This is a genomic window from Brucella sp. H1_1004, assembly GCF_047308065.1.
Classification (GTDB): Bacteria; Pseudomonadota; Alphaproteobacteria; order Rhizobiales; family Rhizobiaceae; genus Brucella; species Brucella pseudogrignonensis_B.
This window is the reverse complement of sequence record NZ_JAYKZA010000002.1, coordinates 7,501-31,315: the sequence shown is the minus strand read 5'-3', so window position 1 is coordinate 31,315 and position 23,815 is coordinate 7,501. Positions and strand designations below refer to the sequence as shown.

Genomic DNA, 23,815 nt, shown 5'->3' with positions numbered 1-23,815 from the left:
AATTTGCGGGAGCTTTTATTTTTCAACGCTTTTTCTTGTCTGAGAGTAGGCTCACAAGCGCAATGCCTGCCAGCGGCAAAGCGACAGCCAGTATAGGACGTTTTAGAATAGAAGGAACCGTTGCGATTGCAGCGGTAGCCACCAAAGCGGACTTATCAGCTTCAATGCGTTGTTTGCGTCTTTTCTCCTCTGCTGCGGCCTGAATTTTCAAGACAGCCAAAATAAGCAGAGCAATAATAAGCGAAAGCCCAGCAAGAATGAGGGCTGCAATTGGACCACCATAATTCTCGGCGAGAGCCAGAAAAGCTGCGACACACAGAAATACCACTGCAATCAGACCGAAGATTGCAATCGCCGTCCCGAAAATGGCTGCTCTTTTTGCTCGCCCGGTGAGGAGTTTAATCTCATCACCGGCGAGCGTTGCCACGACTGGTGCTAATAGCTTCAGCATGACAAAATTTAGCGACGTGAGAGAAGGGCGAGGAGATAGCCCACGCCAACTGCAGTCGCGAGCGAAGCGATGGGTCGTGCACGCACTGTTTCTGTCAGTTGTACTTCAACGTCTTGTGCCTTGTTTTTCAAGTCACCAACAACGTCTTCGCTCTGAATATAGGCGCTCTTGTAGGTCTCTTTTGCGGTGCGCTTTGCATCGCGTACTGTTTGCGAGCCGAGATTGGTAAGCGTGGCCGCAATTGCAGCAATATCTTCCTTAAGTTGCTCGACCTGCGCCTGAAGGTCGTCCGTTGTCGAATCCGTCAGTGCGTCTTCGATTTTTTCTTCGATCTTCCGCGTGCTAGTTGTTCCGCGCGCCATGGCAGGCCTCCTGTTCGATCACTGATCTTGGATTTTAAAGTTCGACCAGTATAACGTTTATTGAGGCCCAATGGTTGCATGCAAACCAGTATATCGGCAACACAATGTGTCATGAACCGTCTGGCATGGTAAATGCGCCGGTGATGACCGTTGTCTTAAAGCTGTGTTCTCAGAGCGTGTCGCACTTATTCGTATTCACGGCGCTCGCGCTGAGTCCCCGTTCTTACGCATGCCGGTATCGGAAAACCGGTTCCCACGTTTCCGCGACATGCTTTAGGCGAAAAGCAGGTAGGCAGTTCCGATCAACACGATTGCAGCCAGTCCATAATGCGATGGTTTCAAAAGCGGTTGAGGTACAGGCAACGGGTCATCATTGCCAGCCATTGCAGTGCGTGCTGCGTTTTCGAGCGTTTGAATGTCTTTGAACATCATTGATGTGCCCTCCACAAGCCTTTTGCAAATCCGTGCATTTCAGTTGAAATATCGGTTTGTCTGTTATTGCCGTATCAGGTCTGATTTGAACTGCTTACGCAATAGCTATTTCTACGCAGTTGCTTTTTCTAAATGCCCAAAAAATAGGGAAAATGCCGTATTTGATGAAACATGACTTGCATCATCATGTTAATGAGAGTTAAGAAAAGGCCGATCAGGCGCCGGGATGGTCTGCATGGATGATCTGTCATATGCGCTTGAACCTGAACAATCAAAAGGCGATCAAAATGACTGGTTTCTGGCGAAAGAGCTTCACGGCTGCGGCGATGGGCATTGGGCTGCTGGCATTTGCAGGTTCTGCCGCTGCGCAAAGTACAGTTGAGCCTTCGACGAACAGCCCGGCGGTTACAAGTCAGGCGCCGACCCCCCCCGCACCCGCTGCTCCAGCTGAACAGCCAGCAGCGGAAACGCCGCCCGTTGGTGCGCCAGCAGGTGAACCAGCCGCGGTACAACAGACGTTACCTGAAGTGGCCCAGCCTGTAACATCGGCTGAAGCAGCGACTCCAGCTTTCGTGTTGCCACATGATCTTTCTCCTTGGGGCATGTTCATGGCGGCTGACTGGGTGGTGAAGTCGGTCATGATCGGCCTTGCGGTAGCTTCGCTTGCGACGTGGACCATATGGGTTGCCAAGTCGCTCGAACTTGCTGGTGCACGCAGTCGCGCCAAGCGTGCACTCAAAGTTATTGGCCATTCTGCGACGCTTGCTGAAGCGGTCCGTTCGCTTGATGGTGTGAAAGGTCCAGCTTCAATTCTTGTGCGTGCAGCAGAAGATGAAGTTCGCCTATCGGGACCGGCATTGTCGCGCGCGGGTGGCGATGGTCTGAAAGAACGCGTGTCCTCGCGTTTGTCACGCATCGAAGCAAAAGCCGGACGCCGTCTTTCAAAAGGCACCGGCATTCTGGCAACGATCGGTTCTGTTGCACCGTTCGTTGGCTTGTTCGGCACCGTTTGGGGTATTATGAATTCCTTCATCGGTATCAGTCAGGCGCAGACGACCAACCTTGCGGTTGTTGCTCCCGGTATTGCTGAGGCGCTGCTGGCAACGGCTATTGGTCTTGTCGCAGCTATTCCGGCGGTTGTTATCTATAACGTATTCGCACGCTCTATCACTGGCTACCGCTCACTGCTCGCTGATGCGAGTGCTGGCGTTGAGCGCCTTGTTAGCCGTGATTTCGACTTCAGGACCGCTGGTGTTTCTGAAGGCAAGTTGCACGCTGCGGAGTAAGCAAAATGGCTGGCAAAATTCGCGAAGGCGGCGGTGACGATCTGGAGCTTAATCACGAAATCAATGTGACGCCGTTCATCGACGTCATGCTGGTTCTGCTGATCATCTTCATGGTCGCGGCCCCATTGGCGACGGTTGATATCAATGTTGATCTTCCTGCGTCGACTGCAACGCCTGCACCACGCCCCGATAAGCCGATTTATGTGACGCTCAAGGACGATCTTACTGTCAGTGTGGGTAACGACACGGTTGTGCGGGAAGCCCTTGGCGCAAAGCTTGATGGTGTGTCTGAAAATAACAAGGACGCACGCGTATTTCTGCGTGCGGATAAAACTGTTGGCTATGGCGAATTGATGCGTGTGATGAACCTGTTGCGGGAAGCGGGTTATCTGAAGATTGCGCTTGTTGGGCTTGAAACCGTTGGAACCACCGATGGTGTCGCTCCAGCTCCTGCGTCTGACGCCGCACCTGCTATACAGGGAGCTCAGTGATGAACAGGCTGCCGCCCGAACATCCTCCTATCAAGAATGTGGCATCAACTGATAGCCATCATTACTCCTTTTGGCGTGATGCGGGGCGGTGGATCGGTGCGGGCGTAATTGTTCTGACGGTTCATGCTGCCGGTGCTTACGCTATCAGTATGAGCCAGGACGATGATCAGCCGGATGGTGCGCAAGTTGCAGCCATGGTTGTTGAGATTGCGCTTGAGCCTGAAGCGCCGATGGAAGAGGTAGCATCAGAAGCACCCCAGCAGGAAACTGCCGTGGCGCCTGAAGAGCAGGTTGAGCCGGAACCAGTCCCAGAAGAGATCAAGGAACCCGAACCGGAGCCTGAGCCAGAACCTGTTGAGGAACCGGAAGACGTCATTCCGGATGTGGTTGAAGCTCCGAAGCCTGAAGTCGCTGTGCCGCTGCTTGTTGAGAAGCCTGAGCCGAAGGTCGAAAAACCACAGGTTGAGAAGCCGAAGGTTGAAAAGCCCAAGCCGGTAAAGAAGGTTGAAAAGCCAAAGCCCAAAAAGGCTGAGAAGGCTGCTGGAACCCGCGAAGCAAGCGCCCCGCGCATGGATGTGGATTCAGGCGCAAAGCCTGTTGCCAATCGCCGTGGGGATAACAATGCCTCTGCCGGTGTTAGTTCCAACAAATGGCAGTCCAAGCTTTATGCGCATTTGCTCCGTCGCACACGTTCTTTGCAGCGTCAGGCTGGAAGAGGTGTAAAGGGTACGGCACAGGTTGCGTTTGTGGTGGATCCATCGGGCAATATTCTGTCCGTTCGATTGGCCAGCTCATCGGGCAATCCCACGGTTGATGAACTGGCGGTGCAAGCCACGCGCAATTCATCACCGGTGCCAGCACCGCCTGCTGCAATTGCCAAACCGCGCATGCCGATTACGGTACCGATTCAGTTTAAGTAAATAAAGCAATGATTGCTTGTGTAACGAAGCAACCCTAATACCATTAGGGTTGCTTTAAATGACTTTATATTTTTAACCGTAGATGTCGCACATTGACGCGATCTTGTTCGCTCTTTTCAGTGCTTCAGTACCGATCAGGCCTGGTATGCTTGCCATACCGTAATTCCGCCAATACTCACCTTTTAACTCCGGTGTGCATGCTGGAAGCCCGTCATGTGCTTGGCTTGTGAATGTTGATAAACAAATAACTGCTGCAGCTGAAAATATTGTAATTAGTTTCATTATAATTTTCTCCTCATAACCGTATGAAAATGTAATGAAAGAATAGCGTCTAATAACCGTGGTCGCGCTGCTGTGAACGCAGAACCGAGGTGCTGAATATGCTGCATTGCGAAGTAATGGTGTCCATCTGTTGCCTTGCAGCTTCCGCGATTTCGGGATCTGAGTTCTTTGAAGCGCTAGCATAAACCCAATAAGCTATGTGCTCGTCTGTGTTGCATGAGCGCAAAGGTTCGCCAGCCTGGCATGCAATTGTGTAGAGGACTGCCGCTGAAGCTGTCGATACTATTGTGGCTAACTTCACTATAAATTCCCTCACTAATTGTCGTGTGTGACAATTAGTGAGGCTATATATTTTCACCTAGTTTAAAATTCCTATTTATTTTTAGATACTTACTGGGTGCTTATTAGGAATATCTATTCCGCTGAGAGCGCTACTGCTGGTAAGAGACGTGAAGCTTTGCGGGCCGGTAGAAACCCAAACACGAGGCCCGTTGCGAATGCGCAAGTAAATGCAAGCAGCACAGGGCCGACGCTGAAGGCCACCGCCACACCTGCGAAGGATATCAGCGTCGCTGCTCCCACACCAAGTATCACGCCAAATGCGCCGCCGATTGCAGATACGCTAAGCGCTTCGGTAATGAATTGGAGGAGGATGTCCCGCCGTCTTGCACCCGTTGCCATACGAACGCCGATCTCACGCGTGCGCTCGGTGACGCTGACCAGCATGATGTTCATCACACCGATGCCACCGACCAGAAGCGAGATTGCGGCTACGGATCCCAAAAACAGCGTGAGGGTCGATCCCATAGCAGCCGCATCGTCTCGAATAGACGACATGTTGGTTATCATCGTGTCACGCTGCTTGTGACGTTGATCTAGAAGTTCCTGAATCTGATCTTGCGTCGTATCGATCAGGTCGGCATCTTTCACCTGAACGGTGATGGTTCGGACATATTTTTGGCCGAAGAGCCGTAGGTTTCCCGTCGAGAGCGGAACCACCACCACGTCATCCTGATCGGAGCCACCGAAGCCTGCGCCCTTGGATTCCAGCGTTCCGATCACCTGAAATGGTATTTTCTTGATCAAGATATATTGACCAATTGGGTTCGAGCCGTCCGGGAACAGAGTTTTGACCACGGTCGAACCCAGCACTGCAACGGGCGCATAGGATTCCATGTCGTGTTGGGTAATAAAATCGCCGGTGGCTACCTTCCATGATTTGGCTTCTGAAAAAGCGGCGACCGTGCCATTGGCTTGCGACTGATAATCCACATTACCGCGTCTCAAAGTAACGCTGCCCGTGACTTCGGGCACGGCGGTTTTCACATTTGGCAGCTGCAGGATTGCATCGGCATCTTCAGGGACGAGCGTTGCTATGGAACCTGATCCGCGGAATCCGGGCATGGATGGACGGATCAGCACCAAATCGGTGCCCATCGCGTTGATGCGATCAAGAATCGAATTTTGTGCGCCGGTGCCGATTGCGAGCATTGTCACAACGGAACTCACGCCGATGATGATGCCGAGCAACGTCAAAACGGTGCGGAAGATATTAGCGCGTAGCGCGCGCATTGCCATTTTGACCGCTTCGGAAATGTCGGCGATATGCGCTGCATCGCTTTGCGTGATCTGCTGGAGGTTTTTGGGTGCTTCGGTGTCCGGGATTTCATGCTTGGTTGTATCGGACAGAATCTGGCCATCGCGAATTTCGATCAGCCGGTCGGCACGTTCCGCGACTTCGCGAGCGTGAGTGATGACGATGATTGTGTGACCTTGCTCGTGCATCGAGCGCAAAAGCGCCATGACATCTTCGCCGCTCTGGCTATCGAGCGCACCGGTCGGTTCGTCCGCTAGGATGATGCGGCCACCATTCATCAATGCGCGCGCTATGGAAACACGCTGCTGCTGTCCGCCGGAAAGCTGGTTGGGGCGGTGGTCCAGACGGTCACCGAGTTTGAGTGTATCGAGAAGTGCTGCCGCGCGTTCGTGACGCTCAGCAGCTGGCATGCCAGCATAGATAGCAGGAACCTCGACATTCTCAAGCGCGGTGGAGGTTGCAATGAGATTATAGCTCTGAAACACGAAGCCGAATGTGCGCCGGCGCAGACCTGCCAGCTCATCGGCATCCAATGTCGAGACATCCTCGCCATCAAGCAGATATGCACCGCCGCTTGGACTGTCGAGACAGCCCAGAATATTCATCAGTGTTGATTTGCCGGAGCCGGATGCACCCTTGATGGCAACAAACTCACCGGCATGAATGTCAAGCGTTATCCCGTGCAGAACTTCAACCGCCAGATCGCCATTGTGATAGGTCTTGCGAATATCCTGTAATCTTATGAGCGGAGTATCGGTCATGGCGCGCTCCATCAGAAGAACATACCGCCAGGTCTGCGACCACGCTGGCTGGAACTCGTAGTTCCTGATGCTGACGTAACGACGACCTTGTCTCCTTCCTCAAGACCGCTTTTGATTTCTGCCTGCACACGATTTCGCACGCCAATTTCAACGGCGCGTTCCGTTGTGCCGCCATTTTTGTCTACGACTTGTACCGTGACCTCCGGCTTACTCTCTTTGTTATTCTTTGTATTTAGTGCAGCCGTTGGAACAACGAGTACATTCTCGGCTTTGTCGAGAACGAAATAAACCTGCGCGCTCATATTGATCATAAGTTCGCCAGTCGGGTTAGGAACGTCGAACAGCGCGTAATAAAGAACAACATTATTGTCAGTTTCGGGTGTCGGTTTGATTTGACGGAGTTTACCTGTAAAGCGCTTTTCAGGCTGGCCAAGCAGGGTGAAATAAACTGGCATCCCTGGCTTTAACTTGCTGATGTCGGCTTCTGATACTTGTGCTTCTACGGTCATCACCGTAAGGTCGGCTACAGTTACAATTGTGGGCGCACTTTGCACTGCGTTCAGTGTTTCGCCTTCTTTAGAAGTCTGGTCGACGACTGTGCCAGAAATCGGGCTATATATCGTGGTATATCCGAGATCTACTTTGGCACTGGATAGCTGGGCTTCCTGCTGACGAATCTGTGCACTGAGTGCTTTTACATCGGCATCGGCCACGGCTAGTTCGGCATCGGCCTGATCAATTGTTGATTGCGATGCGTTTCGGCTTGCAAGCAGAGAGCGCTGGCGTGCAGCATTGGCTTTTTTGAGCGTGAGCTGTGCTTGTTTGCTCACAAGTTGCGCTTTGAGATTATCGAGTTGTGCGCTGGCGATTTCCATCTTTTTTTCAAAAGGCGAGGGGTCTATCTCGGCCAGAAGGTCACCCTGTTTTACAGTGTCGCCAATGTCAACTTTGACGCTTTTGAGCTGGCCTGATACCTGAGCACCAACATTGACGCTGCGTAGCGCGCTCAATGTTCCAACCGCAGTAATCGAGTTTTCGATATTTCCGCGCTCGACAGTCTCAGCGAGATAGGTGCTTTTTTGGCTGCCTGTTTCTTTGCCACTGAGGAAATACCAGCCTGCTCCCAAGGCAATGGCCGCAACAGCCAAACCGATCCACAAACGATTGCGTTTGCGTGTGGCAGTCTTTTTTCGAGCTGTGGCAAGTGAATGAGTGGATTTAAGCACCCGGTAACCCCTGAGAAATCAATTTTAAAAATAGTGTTAGGCGGATATCTATGCCTGCGCAGTCAGGAATTCATCTTAATTATTTGTCATGCGCCCAATAGTCCTAGTGTGAGGACGCTTAAGCGGTTGTTTTATGGTTTAAATGTGATTGTTGAAATGTATGAGCACAGAAGAAAAGCCGGGCGAACCCGGCTGTCTGAATTTTCTGATCTTGCTTAATCAGGCTGTCCCTGTTGAACCAAAACCGCCAGCGCCGCGTGCTGTCTGACTTACCTGCGAACGCTCTTCGATCTTTGGCTGGACGACCGGAGCGAAGACAGCCTGCGCGATACGCATGCCGCGTTCGATGCGGAAATCTTCATCGCCAAGATTAATGAGCAACACTTTCACTTCGCCGCGATAATCAGAATCGATTGTTCCCGGCGTGTTGAGGCATGTAATACCGTTCTTGAAAGCCAAGCCCGAACGCGGGCGGATCTGCACTTCATAGCCGTCCGGGATTTCAAAGATAAGGCCGGTTGGTACCAGAGTGCGACGACCTGGGAGAAGAACGATCTGACGGTCTTCGGCAACGGCTGCACGAAGATCCATACCAGCGGAGCCGGATGTTTCATAAGCGGGGAGTTCAAGGCCTTCCGCATGTTCAAGGCGAATAATGCCGAGCGTTGGTGCTGTCATGAGGGGGCCTTTCCTACGTGAAGTTAAATTGGCGACGCTCATACGTGAAAACACATCAAAGGTGTACCGCCTATTTTGAGTTTTGCAATGATACTGCGGCACAGGATCATGCTTTTACACCATGAGTTACCCTTAAGTGGCGAATTAATCGCGCTCTAATGGCACGGCAGTGGTTTCCTTGATCTCCTCCATGACGAAAGACGCTGATACATCCGATAAGGGCACGCTTGCAATCAATCGCTGATAGAGTCGGTCATAAGCTTTCACGTCGGAAACGCGTGCTTTGAGCACATAGTCAAGATCGCCAGTCATGCGGTAAACGCCAACAATCTCTGGAAAGCGGCCCATCGCTGAGCGAAACTTTCCCAGCCAGTCAGGGTCGTGGCTCGATGTGCGCACCAGAATGAAGACGGACAGGCCGCAACCAGCCATTTCAGCATCAATCAAAGCAACGCGCGCTTTGATGATTCCATTATCTTCCATGCGCTTGACCCGTCGCCAGCAGGCATTGCGGGAAAGGTGTACGCGCTCGGAGAGAGAATCAACGGACAAAGTGCCGTCAATTTGCAGTTCATTCAAGATTTTTCGATCAATTTCGTCTAAAGTGAGTTTCATATTGGGATGATTGTCTCATATAATGTCAATTATCAAGGATAAATTGAGATTTCATCTCGCCCGCTTTTGCTAAAATGATTTTCCAGAAAGGCGCGATTGCGCTGGATAAACGGGAACAAATTGCTCATCGACGGGAGTATTTCCAATGACCACTCGCATCACACGCCTCTTTACTGAACATCCAGAGTCAGTCGACGAAACCTATTTTCAGCATATGGCCTTTGCTGGTCGTTTTTCATTCAAGCTTTTTTGTGCAGCATTCGCTGCACTCATTCATGCAATTTTGCCATTTTTGTTCGAGAAGACTGCGAGCACAATTGTTCGCCAGCTTTATGAGCGGACTCATAACCGGGGCCGGTAAACACCGGATCGAAAATGTGTCGTTGGGCCGCCTATCTCGGACCTGAAACCTATCTGGAAGACATTATCTCGTCTCCCTGTCATTCTCTCGTGGCGCAAAGCCACGATGCACATGAAGCCAAAACGCGGACCAATGGCGATGGTTTCGGCGTCGCCTGGTATGGCAATCGGAGCGAGCCGGGGCTTTACCGCGATATTCTGCCCGCCTGGTCGGATCAGAACTTACACAGTCTTGCGCGGCAGATCCGGTCGCGCCTTTTTCTAGCTCATGTCCGCGCCTCGACCGGCGGTTTGACAAGTCGTTCCAACTGCCATCCGTTTGTCTCCGGGCGCTGGAGTTTCATGCATAACGGACAGATCGGTAATTTTGACCGGGTGCGACGGAGGCTTGAAGGCCATCTGAGCGACGACATTTATCGTCAGAAACATGGCGCAACAGATTCGGAGCTGATCTTTCTGCTCATGCTCGAATTTGGTCTTGAAAGCGATCCGGTGCTGGCTATGAAGCGGATGGTCGGAACAATCGTGGAAGAGGCCATAGGTGCGGGAGTGCCACCATTCTTGCGGCTGACAGCAGCTTTTTCCGATGGCAATCAGCTATATGCAATCCGTTATGCCACCGATGCATTTGCGCCGACGCTTTATACAGCGACGCTCGGCAGTGTATCCGGCATCTGTGTTGTATCCGAGCCGCTTGACGGTGAGGCTGCAAACTGGATGGCTGTGCCAGCAAACAGTTTCGTCACTGTTTCCCGGCATGGCCGCATTTCCATCGATGATTTTGCTGGTCCTGTTTCCTTGTCGCAGGATGCTATGTCGGTTTAAGCGCTGCCAATCAATATGCCTGCCGCAAGAACAAGCGCACCACCGAACACGACCTGAAGGGCTGCGCGGAAGAAAGGTGTTTCCATATAACGGTTCTGGATGAAGGCGATTGCCCAAAGCTCGAAGAAAACCAGAATTGCTGCGATGCTCGTTGCAGTCCAGAAATCCTTGATGAGATAAGGCAAAGTGTGGCCAAGGCCGCCCAGCGTCGTCATCACGCCACAGGAAATGCCGCGTTTGATCGGAGAGCCGCGACCTGAAAGCTTACCGTCGTCATGCACGGCTTCCGTGAACCCCATCGAAATGCCCGCGCCGACTGAAGCCGAGAGGCCCACGAGGAATGTCTGCCATGTGTCCTGTGTAGCGAAAGCAGCGGCAAAGATTGGCGCGAGGGTGGAGACGGAGCCATCCATCAATCCCGCTAGCCCAGGCTGCACGTAGGTCAGGATGAACTGCTTGCGTTCCAGCGCACGTTCTTCGTCCTGAACAGCATTGGGCGTGAGTTCATTCTCCAGCGACTCTGCTTTTGCTTCGTGCTTCTTTTCCTGTTGGGCAAGATCACCGAGAAGCTTGCGGGTCTGTGCGTCTGTAACGCGTTTTGCGGCTTCAATATAAAAGCGATAGGCCTGCTCTTCCATTTGCGCTGCTGCATCGCGCACCTTGTCGATGCCAAGCGGGCGCACCAACCAGTCCGGCTTGCGCTCGTAATAGCCGCTCACATGTTCGCGACGAATAAGCGGGATGCGATCGCCGAAACGAGCGCGATGTCGCTCAATCAATGCATCGCGGTGTTCATGCTCTTCAGCGGCCATCTGCTCAAAGATTTTCGCAGATTGTGGGAATTCGTCGCGCAGCCCATCCGCATAGGCAAGATAGATGCGCGCATCGTCTTCCTCAGACGAAATTGCGAGCGCTAGTATCTCCTGTTCGGAGAGTGAATCAAAGGGGCGACGACCATTGCTGAAGAACCGGCTGAGCATTTCTCAAATCCATAGTTTAGAATAATTCTAAAATAAGTTTTACTGGCTAAAAGTCAAGCCTTGCAGCGAAGGCATAATTGGCGCATTAAACCGCAGCCTTTAAACGAGGCTCCATATCAGGATTCCCGATCAGAAGAGAACGAATCGATGGCATCGACAAACTCCCATACAAGCATCAATCCCCGACCGCTCAACCGGCAGGATTTCCGCACCCTTGGCCTTTCGGCATTGGGTGGCGCGCTGGAGTTTTATGATTTCATCATTTTTGTATTTTTTGCGAGCGTTATCGGACATCTGTTTTTTCCGCCTGACATGCCGGACTGGCTGGTGCTGATCCAGACTTTTGGCATTTTCGCAGCTGGTTATCTGGTGCGCCCCGTGGGTGGCATTGTACTGGCGCATTTTGGCGACAAGTTTGGCCGCAAGCGCGTCTTCGCGTTCTCAGTGTTTCTGATGTCGATCTCGACATTGGCCATGGCCTGCTTGCCAACCTATGCAACGCTTGGTGTTGGCGCGCCGATCCTACTGATTATCTTCCGCATGTTGCAGGGCGCTGCCATCGGTGGTGAAGTCCCCGGCGCTTGGACCTTTGTGGCTGAACATGTCCCTGCCAATCGTGTTGGCATGGCGTGTGGTTTCCTTTGTTCCGGCCTGACGCTCGGCATCATGATCGGCTCGCTGATTGCGACCGCCATCAACTGGATTTTCACGCCGGAAGAACTTGCCGGTTACGCATGGCGCATTCCGTTCTTCATCGGTGGTATTTTCGGCCTGTTCGCCGTTTACCTGCGCCGCTGGTTGGCTGAAACGCCGATCTTCACCGAGATGAAGAACAGCCATCTTCTCAAGGACAAGCTGCCGCTCGGCACTGTTCTGCGCAACCACATGCATGGCGTTATCATTTCCGTGCTGCTGACATGGATTCTGTCGGCTGGCATCGTCGTCACCACATTGATGACTGCGACGTTCCTGCAGAAGCTTTATGGCTACACGCCTTTGCAGTCGCTTGCCGCCACAAGCTTCGGCACGCTGTTTCTGATGTTCGGAACGGTGAGTGCGGGCGCGATTGTTGATCGCATTGGCAGCGGCCGCTTCTTTGCGGTTGCAGGCATTTTCTTCGGTGTTGCGACTTTCGTGTTCTACACCTATGCGGCGGTTTCCCTGCCCGTTCTGTTCGCGCTTTATGCGGTGATGGGTCTTTCGGTGGGCATGGTTGGCGCGGTCCCTTATGTGATGGTGCGCGCATTCCCGGCGCCTGTTCGCTTTTCGGGCTTGTCGTTTTCCTACAATATTTCCTATGCGGTTTTTGGTGGACTGACGCCGGTGATCGTAACCTCGCTTCTGGCGGTCAACCCGATGGCACATGCCTGGTATCTGGTGTTCATCGCGGTTCTGACCTCTGTACTCGGCCTCTACCTGATAGCCCGCAGCGATCAGGTTGAAGGTGATATCGGTCTGACAGAGCTTTCGACCGGGACTGCCGTTCCACAGCCGAACTGATAAAAAAAAGGGCCGCAAAAGCGGCCCTTTTTCTTTGTTTAATGTGTTGCGAGCTTTGCGCTGCCCGGTTCTTTATCATGGACAGCGAAGCGGTCGATCATATCGCTGCTTGCTTCATTAAAGCCGATCACCGAAACATCGGTACCGCTGGCACGGTATTTTAGTACCACTTTGTCGAGCGCACCGACCGAGGTGATGTCCCACAGATGGGCATTGCTGACATCGATCGTTACCCTTTTTGCAGGTGATGAAAAGTCGAAAGCGGCAATGAAGTTTTGTGCCGAGGCAAAGAAGATCTGACCCTGAACGGTATAGGTGCGCTCGGTTCCATCTTCGCTCGTTGTTTCGCTCACGCGGAACATCTTTGCGACCTTTCCTGCGAAGAACACGCCGGAAAGCAGCACGCCAACCAGAACACCCTTGGCAAGATCATGCGTTGAAACCACCGTTATGACGGTTGCTAGCATGACAACGGAGGAGGATGGCGGGTTGCGGCGCAGATCGAGGATCGAGCGCCATGAGAAGGTGCCGATCGATACCATGATCATCACGGCCACCAGTGCGGCCATCGGAATGATCCGCACAAGATCGTCGAGAACGAGAATGAGAAACAGCAGGAAAGAGCCAGCAACAAAGGTTGAAAGCCTGCCGCGGCCGCCGGACGACACATTGATCACCGACTGTCCGATCATGGCGCAACCGCCCATGCCGCCAATCATGGCGGATGCGATATTGCTGGTGCCCTGACCAATACATTCCTGGTTTTTGTTGCTGTTGGTATCCGTCATGTCATCGACAATCTGGGCCGTCATCAGCGATTCAAGCAGGCCGACAGCCGCCAGCGTGATCGAGTAAGGCAGGATGATCTGCAGCGTTTCCAGCGTCAGCGGTACTTGTGGAAGCGCGAAGATCGGCAATGCGGATGGCAACTCGCCGAGATCGCCAACCGTTCGCAGATCCATGCCGCTGGTCCATGCTAGCGTGGTGAGGACTGCAATGGCAACGAGCGGCGATGGGATTGCTTTGGTTAAGCGCGGGAAGAGATAGATGATGGCGAGACCGCCTGCGATCATCCAGTAGGTCTCAACCGGAACATGAATGAGTTCCGGAAGCTGCGCCATGAAAATGAGGATAGCAAGCGCATTGACGAAGCCGGTGATGACCGAGCGCGATACAAAACGCATCAGGCGCCCGAGTTTGAGAAAGCCTGCAAAGATCTGCAGAATGCCCATCAGGATCGTGGCTGCAAAGAGATATTGCAACCCGTGTTCCTTGACGAGCGAGACCATCACCACAGCAGTTGCAGCGGTTGCAGCAGAGATCATGCCAGGACGTCCACCAGTGAAGGCGGAAACGCAGGCAATGGCGAAAGAGGCGAAGAGGCCGACCTTGGGGTCGACGCCAGCGATGACCGAAAAGCCGATGGCTTCCGGGATAAGGGCAAGTGCTACGACGATGCCGGAAAGAATATCGCCGCGAATATTGGAGAACCACTCGCGGCGGTAGGCAGCAAGACGTGTCATTGAATTTTCCGCAAATAGAAGACGGGCGTTGAGAGCCGTCCGATTCAACATGGCCGATTGTAAAAATGGGGGATGTTGTTGCGTTGTCTGGCGGATAGGCGGCCAGAAGAGCCACCCGGGCTTTCACCGGGTCCTTGCGAATACGCCTGTATAAACAAAAAAAGCGCAGCAGGGCAATGGCCCGCTGCGCTTTCTATTGCACGGTGCTGATTAGAGTATCTTTTGCATGAAGGTCAGATCAAGCCAACGTCCGAATTTCTGGCCGACCTGTTTCAGCGTGCCACTATCTTCAAAGCCTTGCGATTTGTGCAAGGCGATGGATGCGGCATTGCCTGCTTCAATGCCCGCCACCAGCACATGGACTTTACGCTCGCGTGCTTCTTCCACAAGCTCTGCCAGAAGTGCGCGTCCGATACCGCCGCCGCGCGCATCGCTTGCCACATAAACAGAGAGTTCCGATGAGTGGCGGAAGCCTTCAAACGGGCGGAAAGGGCCATAACTCGCATAGCCGACGACCTGTTCCTCGCGTTCGGCCACCAGAACCGGAAAGCCGTCGCGGTTGCGGGCTTTGAGCCATTCGCGACGGTTTTCCAGATCGACGAGCGTTTCGTTCCAGATGGCAAGCGTGTTCTCGACTGCATCATTGTAGATCGCAAGCAGAGCAGGGAGGTCAGCTTCGTTGGCAAAGCGGATGGTGAGGGTCATTTCACAGGCCTTTATAGAAAAGTGTAGTCGCGCAGGGACTTCCGTCAGGATAAAGCGCATAATCCGGGATAACGCCCACCCGCTCCCAGCCGAGATGGGTGTAAATTGCTTCCGCAGGACTGCCGGTTGCGGTGTCCAGGCAGAGAAGTGTCTTGCATCGGTTACGTGCTTCTTCTTCAACGGCTTCCATCAGCTTGCGTGCAAGACCAAGGCCGCGCGCCTTACGATGGATCAGCAGTTTTTTAAGATCGGCGCGATGCGGCTGATTGGGCATCTGTGCGAGACCAAGCTGAACCGTACCGACAATTTCGCCGTTATGTTCGGCAACCAGAAGGGCCGTGTCGCCTCGCTCTACTTCATTAAAGACGCGGTTCCAGTAAGGGATGAAGCCCTGCCATTCACATGGCGCCATGAAACCAACTGACGCGCCATCATTAACGCAATCGGTCAGGATTTCTGCCAGTGGGAGAAGCGAGGGGCCAGCGTCTTCGTAGGTAAGGACACGAATCATATTCTACTTTCAGAGATTACTGCGGCGCTCGAGCACGATTGCATAACGTGCGGTCGAGGTGCCGGGATTATGAAAGGTGATGCCATCAGCGAGCGCCATATAAAGACAGTCGCCGGTATGGAGCTGATAGGCAGTTGCTCCAACGGTGATTTCCATCTGCCCATTCAGGAGCCACAAATGCTGTGTGATGCCTGCATTGGCCGCCTGTGGTGCAAAAGTGACCTTTGCGCCTGCGGGAAATTCGACCTCGATCATGTCGATATTCGACCCCGTTGCCGGTGGCGAAACAGACCGCCGGATATAGCCCGTATCCGGATCACGCCAGACTCGTTGGCGATCATGCGTGAGCAAAGGAGAGGCGGGGGCTTCCGCATCAGCAAAGAAGGCTGAGAGCGATGTGCCGAGCGCTGCACAAATGCGCGCCAGAAGCTGTGCGGTTGGGCTGGTTTCGCCACGCTCGATCCGCGAGATCATGGCGCGGCTGACACCTGACGCGTCACCAAGCGCATCCAGCGTCATGCCTTGCGCAAGGCGCAGGCGGCGCAGATTTTCGCCAATGGCGTTGTCGAGATGCTCATTCATGTTTTCCATTATCTTAGAATTAATATCTATTATAATGGAGTCAAGTGATTTCGAAAACAGAAACGGCGGGATTTCTCCCGCCGCTTTCTTTCTGTCCGAATAATTCCTGATTAGCCTTGCGCTTTCAGTTCTAACCGGCGGCGGTGCAGGACTGGCTCGGTGTAACCATTTGGCTGTTCGCGGCCCTTGAAAACCAGATCGCAAGCGGCCTGAAAAGCAATCGAATTGTCGAAGTTTGCGGCCATCGGACGATAAAGCGGATCGCCTTCATTCTGCTTGTCCACGACAGCTGCCATGCGCTTCAGCGTTTCCATGACTTGCGCTTCCGAAACCACGCCATGATAGAGCCAGTTGGCGATGTGCTGTGCCGAGATACGCAGCGTTGCACGATCTTCCATCAGGCCGACATTGTTGATGTCCGGCACTTTCGAGCAGCCAACACCCTGATCAACCCAGCGCACGACATAGCCGAGGATGCCCTGTGCGTTGTTGTCGATTTCGTGCTGGATGTCTTCCGGCGTCCAGTTTGGACGCGGGGCGACCGGCACCGACAGAATATCGTCGAGCTTGGCGCGCGGGCGGCTCTTCAGCTTTTCCTGAACGCTTGCGACATCAATCTGATGATAATGTGTTGCGTGGAGCGTTGCAGCGGTTGGCGATGGCACCCAGGCGGTGTTCGCACCAGCCTTCGGATGGGCGATTTTCTGTTCCAGCATCGCAGCCATCAGGTCCGGCATGGCCCACATGCCCTTACCGATCTGCGCATGGCCGGAAAGTCCACATTCAAGACCGATATCGACATTCCACTGTTCATAAGCGCCGATCCAGGCAGCCTGCTTCATGTCGCCCTTGCGGATCATCGGGCCAGCTTCCATCGAGGTATGGATTTCGTCGCCAGTGCGGTCAAGGAAGCCGGTATTGATGAACACGACGCGTTCCTTGGCGGCGCGGATCGCTTCCTTGAGGTTAACCGTGGTGCGGCGTTCCTCATCCATGATGCCGATTTTCAGCGTGTTCGGCTTCATGCCAAGCAGCTCTTCGGTGCGGGTGAAGATTTCATTGGCGAATGCCACTTCTTCCGGCCCGTGCATCTTTGGCTTGACGATATAGACCGAGCCTTCGCGCGAATTCATGTGGCGACCATTCGCGCCAATATCATGCAGTGCGATCAGGCTGGTGAAGGCGGCATCCATGATGCCTTCCGGCACTTCATGACCTTCGGCATCAATGATCGCCGGATTGGTCATGAGGTGGCCGACATTGCGCACCAGCATCAGCGAACGGCCCTTGAGGCTAAGTTCCGAGCCATCGGCAGCCTTATAGCTGCGATCACCATTAAGGCGGCGCGTCATCTGCTTGCCGCCCTTCTCGAAGGTGTCTTCGAGCTTGCCATTCATCAGGCCGAGCCAGTTGCGGTAGACGGCAACCTTGTCTTCCGCATCGACTGCTGCAATCGAATCTTCGCAATCCTGGATCGTGCTGATCGCCGATTCCAGAACCATGTCTGCTATATGGGCCGGGTCGCTCTTGCCGATCGGGCTGTCCGCATTGATTACGATATCAACATGCATGTTGTTCTTGGCCAGCAGCACATTGGTCGGTGCCGCCGCATCGCCATTATATCCCTTGAACTGGCTCCCGTCCTTCAAGGCGGTGCCCGAACCGTCGGCTAGCGTTAAGCCGAGTTTGCCGTCCGTGACGGAAAGGCCGGTGACGTCGGCCCACTTGCCCGCATTGAGCGGTGCGCTTTCGTCGAGGAAATTCTTGGCCCATGCGATGACTTTTTCGCCGCGCTTCGGGTTGTAGCCTTTGCCTTTTTCCGCGCCATCATCTTCAGAGATAGCATCGGTGCCGTAAAGCGCGTCATAGAGCGAACCCCAGCGTGCATTGGCGGCATTGAGCGCATAGCGGGCATTCATGACCGGAACGACAAGCTGCGGTCCTGCAATATGCATGATTTCCGGATCGACATTGGCGGTCGAGACCTTGAACTCTCCGCCTTCGGGCAGGAGATAGCCGATGTCTTTCAAAAATTGCTGATAATCAGCCTGCGAATAGCCTTTGTCGCGATTATCCTTATACCAGGCATCGATCTTGGCCTGCAGGTCGTCGCGCTTTTTGAGGAGGGCGCGATTCTTCGGTGCGAGATCGCGGATGATGGCAGCGAAGCCCTTCCAGAAGGCGTCTGGTTCAACGCCAGTGCCGGGTGCTGCTTCCTTGGCCAGAAACTCCACCAGTTCAGGGGCAACGCGTAAGCCTTCTATCTCAACGTAGTTACCGGCTTTCTGAGAAACCATGGCTCTGCCTCCTTCAAAATAAACAAAATCACCGCCAGCACCCTTCAGTGCCAGCTATCATGCTGTCTTTGAACCGCTTTAGCGCGCTTTCGTCAATCGGCGTGCGGGCACATCATCTGTGACGCTGCGGCGAAAATAGTTTTTACAGCGACAGTCTTGCGCGGATATCGTCAGGCGTAAAGCCCTGTTCACGCAAGCTGCTGAGTGCTGTATCCTTGCGGCTTTTGGATAGTTTCAAACCATCATCGCCGAGTATAAGATCATGATGATGATAAAGTGGCTGCGGTAAGTCCAGAAGCTTTTGCAGAAGCCGATGCACGGATGTTGCATGAAACAGATCGCATCCGCGGACAATATGGGTGATGCCTTGCAGCGCATCATCCACCACGACGGAAAGATGATAGCTGGTGGGGGTGTCTTTGCGGGCAATCACCACGTCGCCCCATTGCGCGGGATCGGCGTTCACGCGACCGGTTTCGCCATTCGGGCCGTAGCCGCTTTCGTTCCAGAACAGCGTTTCGCCAGCCACTTCAAGCGCTTTCTCCATATTAAGCCGCCATGCATAGGGCGCACCGGAGATGATGCGCTTCGTCTGCTCTTTTTCGCTCAAGTTTCGTTCGCCCTGCGGGTATAGCGGTGTGCCGTCAGGGTCGGTGGGCCATTCCTGGCCTTTGGCATGGGCTTCGCCGATAATCTCGCGCACTTCGGTGCGGCTCAGAAAGGCGGGATAGACGAGCCCCTTGTCGGCGAGCTTGGTCAGGGCGTTGCGATATTCGCCGAAATGCTCTGACTGGCGGCGTACCGGCTGTTCCCATTCAAGCCCGAGCCAGTGGAGATCGTCGTAGATGCCCTGTTCAAGTTCCGGCGTGCAGCGGGCGGTGTCGATGTCTTCCATGCGAAGCAGAAAGCGCCCTTCGCTTGTCTGCGCCATTTGTGCATTGAGAAGGGCGGAATAGGCGTGACCAAGATGCAATTGCCCATTGGGGCTTGGAGCGAAGCGATATACTGGCTGGGTCATGATCATGTCAGTTGATTGTCATCTGACTGCATTGGTACGTTGTGCCACACTGAAATGAAAGGCCTGACGATGCGGCGGATCGATACATTGGATGATATTGAAGCCGGGCTTGAAGCACTGGGATTAGCCGACGCACGGTTGCTTGATATTCGCAGTCGGTCCCACGCTGTTCCGCTTCGAAGATCTGAGCCGGGTTTTGAAAGTCTTGCCTCGATTATCGTTGCGCAACAGGTTTCAACTGCAAGCGCGGCAGCAATATGGGCGCGGTTCAAGCAGGTGATCGATCCGATGACACCGGAAGCTTATATTGCAGGCGGGGAAGACGCATGGCGTTTTGCCGGACTTTCGCGGCCAAAACAGAGAACGCTGTTTGCTTTGAGTGAAGCTTTGGCAGAAGAGGCAATCGATCTGCATGGGCTGTGCGATCTGCCTGCCGAAGAAGCGATCAAGGCGCTGACCGCTATCAAAGGAATCGGTCCATGGACGGCTGAAGTCTATCTGCTGTTTGCCGCGGGTCATCCGGATGTGTTTCCGGCTGGCGATGTGGCGTTGCAAACGGCTGTCGGTCACGCTTTTGCACATGAAACGAGACCCGATACAAAGGCGCTTCGCTTGCTTGCGGAAGACTGGTCGCCATGGCGCGGTGTGGCAGCGCGTTTATTTTGGTCATATTACGCTGCGATCAAGGGGCGGGAGGCGGCGCCGCTTCTGTAAATCTTGCGTGTTTACGGGGACATAAATGCGTTTCTGCTTCACAATGCTGTCATGTCGGGATTACATTATTCGCATCAGGTGAATGACGGCATTTCGATTCGCAGAAACTTGGTACCCTGCCTATCGCACTGCTGCCTTACAGCGGTGGGCCCGCTGTAACCATCTGTTTCTACGCATTATCCTACGCAAAACCGCTTCGCACTTTTGCTGGAAATGCTATTACAAGGTTGGAGCGTCGTAGGTTGCGCCCATGATGGACGCACGGCGCTCTCGTCAGAAGCGCAGTTCCGCATGGAAAGCCATACGCACTTTTCTTTCGGAATTGTTCTGAAGGAGGTGTGCCCTTGAATGTAGCCGTCTCTCCCCGAACGGTGTCGAGCAGTGGTTTGCCTGCTCTGGTTCTCAATGCGGATTACAGGCCGCTCAGCTATTATCCTCTGTCGCTTTGGTCATGGCAGGATGCGATCAAGGCCGTGTTTCTTGAACGCGTGCATATCGTGGCGGAATATGATCAGGTCGTATCCTCGCCAACATTTTCCATGCGTTTGCCAAGCGTGATCTGTCTCAAGGATTATGTGCAGCCGCCGCGCCATCCGGCATTTACCCGCTTCAATCTTTTTCTGCGTGATCGTTTTGAGTGTCAGTATTGCGGCTCACCGCATGATCTGACGTTTGATCACGTCACCCCGCGTTGCCATGGCGGTGCGACGACGTGGGAAAATGTGGTCGCCGCCTGTTCTCCATGCAATTTGCGCAAGGGCGGCTTGATGCCATCGCGCGCGCATATGTGGCCACGCCAGAAGCCGGTTCAACCCACGATGCATGATCTGCATAAAAACGGACGTCTTTTCCCACCCAACCATCTCCATGACAGCTGGCTCGACTTTCTTTACTGGGATGTCGAATTGGAACCTTAGTATCTGTTCCAAAAGTCGCCATGCCGGTCTGCAAATGGCAATTTGTCTGCGTTCCGATGCTCATGTACCCAAAAGTACACTCCGCTTCGGTACTCGAAAATCACCATTTTCGCCACGGCCTGCCGTTTTTTGATCAAGATACTTGAGCTCTTGCGAAGAAAGAAAAACTTCCTCAGAATTCGCTCTTACTTCCCACCTTTAGCAAAAGCGCCGTAGTAGCCAATAGCTGCAAAGAGCAGACTTGCGACGACGTTCCATCCGGCAAATGACAGGCCGAGGAAGAAGCCCGGCGCGCTGTCACATGCGGGTGGGCGGGTCGCGTTGAGATCGCCAAGCAGATTGCCTGCATCGAGTGTGATCTTCATGGTGGCTGCACTGCAATCAGCCGGACCCGGCCAATATTTAAGCTCAACGCCGGTGTGATAGATCGCAAGTGCCAGACCGAAGGTCATCAGCAGCGCGCCGATCAAAATAAGACCGCGTATCAGCACTGGAGGCAGTTTCAAGACATAGGAAATGAAGGCTGCCGCAAGAACAGGGACGCCGACATAATATGGTGTGCGCTCTTCAAGGCAGAGCTTGCACGGCATAAAGCCAGCCAGATGTTCGAAGCCCAGAGCTGTACCGACTGTCGCTGCAAGTCCGACTGTCATGATGCCTGCGGTCCAGGCCTGAATTTTGCCAACGGGTTTATTAAGGGCAAATGCCATATGAAATTTCCTGCGCCACACTGGCTTTATCAGTAGTCTAGAATTCTAGTTTGCTTCCAAGCAATTAAATTTGACTGACTTGAGGCAAAATCAAAAATGAAAATATTTAACCGCTAAGAACAGTGCAATCAGCACCACGGCGACCAGACCAGCCAGTAGGCCGAGGCGCTTTTCAATAAAGTGGCGGATCGGTTCGCCATAACGCTTCAACAGCCATGCAAGGAAGAAGAAGCGTGCACCGCGAGCGATAATTGCCGATGCAATAAATAGCCAGATATTTATGCCCGCAGCACCGGACAGAATGGTGACAACTTTGATCGGCGGCAAATGCGATAGACCGGATGTGATGAGCATCAGCAAAATCATGTCGGCGCTGGTCGTGCCACGCATCTGCTCGAATGTGTCGAGCTTACCATACATTTCAAGCACAGGTTTCGCGACCTGTTCATAGGCATGATAGCCAAGATACCAACCTGCTATACCGCCAAGCACGGAAAAGATCGTCGCCACAAGCGCATAGCGATAGGCGCGTTCAGGGCGTGCGAGCGCCATCGGAAGAAAGAGCACATCGGCGGGCACCAGAAACACTGAGCTTTCTACAAAAGCGATGAAAGCGAGCCAATATTCGGCAGACTTTCGGGCAGCAAGCGAGATCGTCCAGTCATAGAGTCGGCGCAGCATGATTTTTCCGGATTTTTATAGGTACAAACATTCGGGAATATTTGCACTCTCTATAAATAAAAAAGGTGGCACGAACAATGCGCGCCACCTCTTAATGTCGATGAAGTCTATTTTAACGCGTGTAGGCGCTGCAAATATATTTGGTTTCGAGATATTCTTCGATGCCATATTTAGAGCCTTCGCGACCGAGGCCCGACTGCTTCACGCCGCCGAAAGGTGCGACTTCGTTGGAGATCAGGCCGGTATTGTGTCCGACCATACCATATTCCAGTCCTTCGCTGACGCGGATCGCGCGGCTGAAGTTCTCCGTATAGAAGTAAGCAGCCAGACCGAAGATTGTGTCGTTGGCAGCAGCAATCACTTCTTCTTCAGTGTCGAAGGCAAAGAGCGGTGCGAGCGGTCCGAAGGTTTCTTCCTTGGCAACAAGCATATCCGAGGTAACGCCGGTTAGAATGCCCGGTTCAAAGAACAGGCCACCCAGTTCCTTGCCGCCTGCAATAAGCTTCGCACCCTTTGAAACCGCATCTTCAATATGCGATTTGACCTTAGTGATGGCTTTTTCTTCGATCATCGGGCCGATGACGACGCCCGGCTCGGTGCCGTTGCCGACTTTCAGCTCTTTCACTTTGAGCGCCAGCTTTTCAGCGAACTTGTCGTAAACGCCGCGCTGAACATAGATGCGGTTGGCGCAAACACAGGTCTGGCCGGCATTGCGATATTTTGAAAGCATGGCACCGTCTACAGCTGCATCAATGTCTGCATCATCGAACACGATGAAAGGTGCATTGCCACCAAGTTCAAGCGAGATGCGCTTGATGGTCGGGGCGCATTGCGCCATCAGCAGGCGGCCAACTTCGGTCGAGCCGGTGAAGGAAAGCTTGCGGACAATGTCATTGCTGGTGAGTTCGGCGCCGATCTCGCGGGCCTTGCCGGTCACGATCTGCAGAACGCCTGCAGGAATGCCGGCTTTTTCAGCCAGAACGCCAAGCGCAAGCGCGGTTAGCGGAGTGAGATCAGCCGGGCGGACGATCATCGTGCAGCCAGCAGCCAGTGCGGGTGCAGCTTTACGAGTGATCATTGCCGCCGGGAAGTTCCATGGCGTGATTGCAGCTGTCACACCGACTGGCTGACGGATGACGGTCAAGCGCTGGCCGGGCTGTGTTGCCGGAATTGTGTCGCCATAGACGCGTTTGGCTTCTTCTGCGAACCATTCAATGAAAGATGCAGCATAAAGAACTTCACCGCGCGCCTCGGCGAGTGGTTTGCCCTGTTCCGATGTCATGATAAGGGCAATGTCGTCTGCATTGGCGACGATCAGGTCAAACCATTTGCGAAGGATTCCGGCGCGTTCTTTGGCGGTCTTTGCAGCCCACGCCGGAAGTGCCTTGTTC

General features: G+C 53.5%; 26 protein-coding genes and 1 other annotated feature (1 of these 27 cut by a window edge). Of the genes, 8 read left to right on the top strand and 18 right to left on the bottom strand.

What is annotated here, in order from left to right:
• Nucleotides 1-22 precede the first annotated feature (22 nt).
• The 3 genes from U2P60_RS07380 to U2P60_RS07370 form a co-directional block, all read right to left on the bottom strand.
• Nucleotides 23-451 (bottom strand): hypothetical protein, encoded by a 429-nt coding sequence (locus U2P60_RS07380; RefSeq protein ID WP_313827121.1) that lies wholly within the window; start codon nucleotides 449-451, stop codon nucleotides 23-25.
• An 8-nt stretch (nucleotides 452-459) separates the two neighbouring features.
• A complete protein-coding gene (locus tag U2P60_RS07375; RefSeq protein ID WP_413572058.1) occupies nucleotides 460-813 on the bottom strand; it encodes a DNA gyrase subunit B in 354 nt (117 codons plus the stop codon).
• 273 nt (nucleotides 814-1,086) lie between these two features.
• Nucleotides 1,087-1,245: a hypothetical protein gene (locus tag U2P60_RS07370; protein ID WP_413572057.1), complete on the bottom strand. Its 159-nt coding sequence runs from the start codon at nucleotides 1,243-1,245 to the stop codon at nucleotides 1,087-1,089.
• A gap of 287 nt (nucleotides 1,246-1,532) precedes the next feature.
• Between U2P60_RS07370 and exbB the strand changes: the two genes are divergently transcribed.
• From exbB to U2P60_RS07355, 3 genes are read left to right on the top strand one after another with little or no spacing between them, the layout of a single operon-like run.
• A complete protein-coding gene (gene exbB, locus U2P60_RS07365; RefSeq protein WP_413572056.1) occupies nucleotides 1,533-2,531 on the top strand; it encodes a tonB-system energizer ExbB in 999 nt (332 codons plus the stop codon).
• A gap of 5 nt (nucleotides 2,532-2,536) precedes the next feature.
• A complete protein-coding gene (exbD, locus tag U2P60_RS07360; RefSeq protein WP_413572054.1) occupies nucleotides 2,537-3,022 on the top strand; it encodes a TonB system transport protein ExbD in 486 nt (161 codons plus the stop codon).
• The gene (locus U2P60_RS07355; protein WP_413572053.1) at nucleotides 3,022-3,942 is read left to right on the top strand and encodes an energy transducer TonB; all 921 of its coding nucleotides are present in this window, start codon (nucleotides 3,022-3,024) and stop codon (nucleotides 3,940-3,942) included. Before exbD ends, U2P60_RS07355 begins: the two co-directional genes overlap by 1 nt.
• 72 nt (nucleotides 3,943-4,014) lie before the next feature.
• Here the strand turns inward: U2P60_RS07355 and U2P60_RS07350 are convergent, their stop codons facing one another.
• The 5 genes from U2P60_RS07350 to U2P60_RS07330 all read right to left on the bottom strand — a co-directional run bounded on the left by U2P60_RS07350 (nucleotide 4,015) and on the right by U2P60_RS07330 (nucleotide 9,101).
• Nucleotides 4,015-4,224 (bottom strand): hypothetical protein, encoded by a 210-nt coding sequence (locus U2P60_RS07350; protein ID WP_413572052.1) that lies wholly within the window; start codon nucleotides 4,222-4,224, stop codon nucleotides 4,015-4,017.
• 414 nt (nucleotides 4,225-4,638) lie between these two features.
• Entirely contained in the window at nucleotides 4,639-6,582 is a 1,944-nt protein-coding gene (locus U2P60_RS07345) for a MacB family efflux pump subunit (RefSeq protein ID WP_413572051.1), read from the bottom strand.
• 11 nt (nucleotides 6,583-6,593) lie between these two features.
• The gene (locus U2P60_RS07340) at nucleotides 6,594-7,808 is read right to left on the bottom strand and encodes an efflux RND transporter periplasmic adaptor subunit (protein WP_413572049.1); all 1,215 of its coding nucleotides are present in this window, start codon (nucleotides 7,806-7,808) and stop codon (nucleotides 6,594-6,596) included.
• Nucleotides 7,809-8,027: 219 nt separating this feature from the next.
• Nucleotides 8,028-8,486, bottom strand: coding sequence for a dUTP diphosphatase (gene dut / locus U2P60_RS07335; RefSeq protein WP_313827111.1), 459 nt, complete (start codon nucleotides 8,484-8,486; stop codon nucleotides 8,028-8,030).
• A 144-nt stretch (nucleotides 8,487-8,630) separates the two neighbouring features.
• The gene (locus U2P60_RS07330; protein WP_413572048.1) at nucleotides 8,631-9,101 is read right to left on the bottom strand and encodes an Lrp/AsnC family transcriptional regulator; all 471 of its coding nucleotides are present in this window, start codon (nucleotides 9,099-9,101) and stop codon (nucleotides 8,631-8,633) included.
• A 145-nt stretch (nucleotides 9,102-9,246) separates the two neighbouring features.
• Between U2P60_RS07330 and U2P60_RS07325 the strand changes: the two genes are divergently transcribed.
• Together U2P60_RS07325 and U2P60_RS07320 are read left to right on the top strand one after the other, a co-directional pair.
• Nucleotides 9,247-9,462, top strand: coding sequence for a DUF6356 family protein (locus U2P60_RS07325; RefSeq protein ID WP_064321024.1), 216 nt, complete (start codon nucleotides 9,247-9,249; stop codon nucleotides 9,460-9,462).
• 14 nt (nucleotides 9,463-9,476) lie between these two features.
• Nucleotides 9,477-10,286 (top strand): class II glutamine amidotransferase, encoded by an 810-nt coding sequence (locus tag U2P60_RS07320; protein ID WP_413572046.1) that lies wholly within the window; start codon nucleotides 9,477-9,479, stop codon nucleotides 10,284-10,286.
• Here the strand turns inward: U2P60_RS07320 and mbfA are convergent.
• A complete protein-coding gene (gene mbfA / locus U2P60_RS07315) occupies nucleotides 10,283-11,266 on the bottom strand; it encodes an iron exporter MbfA (protein ID WP_413572045.1) in 984 nt (327 codons plus the stop codon). The two genes, U2P60_RS07320 and mbfA, sit on opposite strands and share 4 nt — an antisense overlap.
• A 147-nt stretch (nucleotides 11,267-11,413) precedes the next feature.
• Between mbfA and U2P60_RS07310 the strand changes: the two genes are divergently transcribed.
• Nucleotides 11,414-12,766 (top strand): MFS transporter, encoded by a 1,353-nt coding sequence (locus U2P60_RS07310; protein WP_413572044.1) that lies wholly within the window; start codon nucleotides 11,414-11,416, stop codon nucleotides 12,764-12,766.
• Between the two features lie 38 nt (nucleotides 12,767-12,804).
• On the opposite strand, the gene U2P60_RS07305 is transcribed toward U2P60_RS07310, so the two are convergent.
• The 6 genes from U2P60_RS07305 to gluQRS all read right to left on the bottom strand — a co-directional run bounded on the left by U2P60_RS07305 (nucleotide 12,805) and on the right by gluQRS (nucleotide 19,402).
• Nucleotides 12,805-14,289 carry a SulP family inorganic anion transporter gene (locus U2P60_RS07305; protein ID WP_413572042.1) on the bottom strand — a complete coding sequence of 495 codons (1,485 nt, stop codon included), beginning with the start codon at nucleotides 14,287-14,289 and terminating at the stop codon, nucleotides 12,805-12,807.
• 81 nt (nucleotides 14,290-14,370) lie between these two features.
• Nucleotides 14,371-14,426 (bottom strand) — a sequence feature (sul1 is cis-regulatory element that is thought to sense ions involved in sulfur or methionine metabolism; They are found in Alphaproteobacteria).
• A 73-nt stretch (nucleotides 14,427-14,499) separates the two neighbouring features.
• The gene (locus tag U2P60_RS07300) at nucleotides 14,500-14,994 is read right to left on the bottom strand and encodes a GNAT family N-acetyltransferase (RefSeq protein ID WP_105518886.1); all 495 of its coding nucleotides are present in this window, start codon (nucleotides 14,992-14,994) and stop codon (nucleotides 14,500-14,502) included.
• A 1-nt stretch (nucleotide 14,995) separates the two neighbouring features.
• A complete protein-coding gene (locus tag U2P60_RS07295; RefSeq protein WP_413572040.1) occupies nucleotides 14,996-15,505 on the bottom strand; it encodes a GNAT family N-acetyltransferase in 510 nt (169 codons plus the stop codon).
• A gap of 9 nt (nucleotides 15,506-15,514) precedes the next feature.
• The gene (locus tag U2P60_RS07290) at nucleotides 15,515-16,087 is read right to left on the bottom strand and encodes a helix-turn-helix domain-containing protein (protein ID WP_413572038.1); all 573 of its coding nucleotides are present in this window, start codon (nucleotides 16,085-16,087) and stop codon (nucleotides 15,515-15,517) included.
• 110 nt (nucleotides 16,088-16,197) lie between these two features.
• The gene (locus tag U2P60_RS07285) at nucleotides 16,198-18,384 is read right to left on the bottom strand and encodes a malate synthase G (RefSeq protein WP_413572037.1); all 2,187 of its coding nucleotides are present in this window, start codon (nucleotides 18,382-18,384) and stop codon (nucleotides 16,198-16,200) included.
• A gap of 142 nt (nucleotides 18,385-18,526) precedes the next feature.
• Entirely contained in the window at nucleotides 18,527-19,402 is an 876-nt protein-coding gene (gene gluQRS, locus U2P60_RS07280) for a tRNA glutamyl-Q(34) synthetase GluQRS (RefSeq protein WP_413572036.1), read from the bottom strand.
• A 69-nt stretch (nucleotides 19,403-19,471) separates the two neighbouring features.
• Between gluQRS and U2P60_RS07275 the strand changes: the two genes are divergently transcribed.
• Both U2P60_RS07275 and U2P60_RS07270 read left to right on the top strand, forming a co-directional pair.
• Nucleotides 19,472-20,116, top strand: a complete 645-nt coding sequence (locus U2P60_RS07275; protein ID WP_413573708.1) for a DNA-3-methyladenine glycosylase family protein — start codon at nucleotides 19,472-19,474, stop codon at nucleotides 20,114-20,116.
• 344 nt (nucleotides 20,117-20,460) lie between these two features.
• Nucleotides 20,461-21,033 (top strand): HNH endonuclease, encoded by a 573-nt coding sequence (locus tag U2P60_RS07270; protein WP_313827094.1) that lies wholly within the window; start codon nucleotides 20,461-20,463, stop codon nucleotides 21,031-21,033.
• Between the two features lie 185 nt (nucleotides 21,034-21,218).
• Here the strand turns inward: U2P60_RS07270 and U2P60_RS07265 are convergent, their stop codons facing one another.
• The 3 genes from U2P60_RS07265 to U2P60_RS07255 all read right to left on the bottom strand — a co-directional run.
• Entirely contained in the window at nucleotides 21,219-21,743 is a 525-nt protein-coding gene (locus U2P60_RS07265; protein WP_413572035.1) for a disulfide bond formation protein B, read from the bottom strand.
• Nucleotides 21,744-21,833: 90 nt separating this feature from the next.
• Nucleotides 21,834-22,424, bottom strand: a complete 591-nt coding sequence (locus tag U2P60_RS07260) for a YqaA family protein (RefSeq protein WP_112807762.1) — start codon at nucleotides 22,422-22,424, stop codon at nucleotides 21,834-21,836.
• Between the two features lie 112 nt (nucleotides 22,425-22,536).
• Nucleotides 22,537-23,815 carry the 3' portion of an NAD-dependent succinate-semialdehyde dehydrogenase gene (locus U2P60_RS07255; protein ID WP_313827092.1) on the bottom strand. The gene runs 173 nt beyond the window's last position, so 1,279 of the gene's 1,452 nt are visible here — the last part of the coding sequence; its start codon lies beyond the right edge, outside the window — the gene reads right to left on this strand; the stop codon is at nucleotides 22,537-22,539.

What these genes read in the sequence shown, in the direction of transcription:
- exbD (WP_413572054.1), top strand. Translation starts at nt 2,537, where the DNA reads ATGGCTGGCAAAATTCGCGAAGGCGGCGGTGACGATCTGGAGCTTAAT.
- gluQRS (WP_413572036.1), bottom strand. Translation starts at nt 19,402, where the DNA reads ATGACCCAGCCAGTATATCGCTTCGCTCCAAGCCCCAATGGGCAATTG.
- U2P60_RS07355 (WP_413572053.1), top strand. Translation starts at nt 3,022, where the DNA reads ATGAACAGGCTGCCGCCCGAACATCCTCCTATCAAGAATGTGGCATCA.
- U2P60_RS07295 (WP_413572040.1), bottom strand. Translation starts at nt 15,505, where the DNA reads ATGATTCGTGTCCTTACCTACGAAGACGCTGGCCCCTCGCTTCTCCCA.
- U2P60_RS07300 (WP_105518886.1), bottom strand. Translation starts at nt 14,994, where the DNA reads ATGACCCTCACCATCCGCTTTGCCAACGAAGCTGACCTCCCTGCTCTG.
- U2P60_RS07370 (WP_413572057.1), bottom strand. Translation starts at nt 1,245, where the DNA reads ATGATGTTCAAAGACATTCAAACGCTCGAAAACGCAGCACGCACTGCA.
- U2P60_RS07265 (WP_413572035.1), bottom strand. Translation starts at nt 21,743, where the DNA reads ATGGCATTTGCCCTTAATAAACCCGTTGGCAAAATTCAGGCCTGGACC.
- U2P60_RS07375 (WP_413572058.1), bottom strand. Translation starts at nt 813, where the DNA reads ATGGCGCGCGGAACAACTAGCACGCGGAAGATCGAAGAAAAAATCGAA.
- U2P60_RS07310 (WP_413572044.1), top strand. Translation starts at nt 11,414, where the DNA reads ATGGCATCGACAAACTCCCATACAAGCATCAATCCCCGACCGCTCAAC.
- U2P60_RS07305 (WP_413572042.1), bottom strand. Translation starts at nt 14,289, where the DNA reads ATGACACGTCTTGCTGCCTACCGCCGCGAGTGGTTCTCCAATATTCGC.
- U2P60_RS07330 (WP_413572048.1), bottom strand. Translation starts at nt 9,101, where the DNA reads ATGAAACTCACTTTAGACGAAATTGATCGAAAAATCTTGAATGAACTG.
- U2P60_RS07290 (WP_413572038.1), bottom strand. Translation starts at nt 16,087, where the DNA reads ATGAATGAGCATCTCGACAACGCCATTGGCGAAAATCTGCGCCGCCTG.
- U2P60_RS07320 (WP_413572046.1), top strand. Translation starts at nt 9,477, where the DNA reads ATGTGTCGTTGGGCCGCCTATCTCGGACCTGAAACCTATCTGGAAGAC.
- U2P60_RS07345 (WP_413572051.1), bottom strand. Translation starts at nt 6,582, where the DNA reads ATGACCGATACTCCGCTCATAAGATTACAGGATATTCGCAAGACCTAT.
- U2P60_RS07285 (WP_413572037.1), bottom strand. Translation starts at nt 18,384, where the DNA reads ATGGTTTCTCAGAAAGCCGGTAACTACGTTGAGATAGAAGGCTTACGC.
- U2P60_RS07380 (WP_313827121.1), bottom strand. Translation starts at nt 451, where the DNA reads ATGCTGAAGCTATTAGCACCAGTCGTGGCAACGCTCGCCGGTGATGAG.
- U2P60_RS07350 (WP_413572052.1), bottom strand. Translation starts at nt 4,224, where the DNA reads ATGAAACTAATTACAATATTTTCAGCTGCAGCAGTTATTTGTTTATCA.
- U2P60_RS07275 (WP_413573708.1), top strand. Translation starts at nt 19,472, where the DNA reads ATGCGGCGGATCGATACATTGGATGATATTGAAGCCGGGCTTGAAGCA.
- mbfA (WP_413572045.1), bottom strand. Translation starts at nt 11,266, where the DNA reads ATGCTCAGCCGGTTCTTCAGCAATGGTCGTCGCCCCTTTGATTCACTC.
- dut (WP_313827111.1), bottom strand. Translation starts at nt 8,486, where the DNA reads ATGACAGCACCAACGCTCGGCATTATTCGCCTTGAACATGCGGAAGGC.
- U2P60_RS07260 (WP_112807762.1), bottom strand. Translation starts at nt 22,424, where the DNA reads ATGCTGCGCCGACTCTATGACTGGACGATCTCGCTTGCTGCCCGAAAG.
- exbB (WP_413572056.1), top strand. Translation starts at nt 1,533, where the DNA reads ATGACTGGTTTCTGGCGAAAGAGCTTCACGGCTGCGGCGATGGGCATT.
- U2P60_RS07325 (WP_064321024.1), top strand. Translation starts at nt 9,247, where the DNA reads ATGACCACTCGCATCACACGCCTCTTTACTGAACATCCAGAGTCAGTC.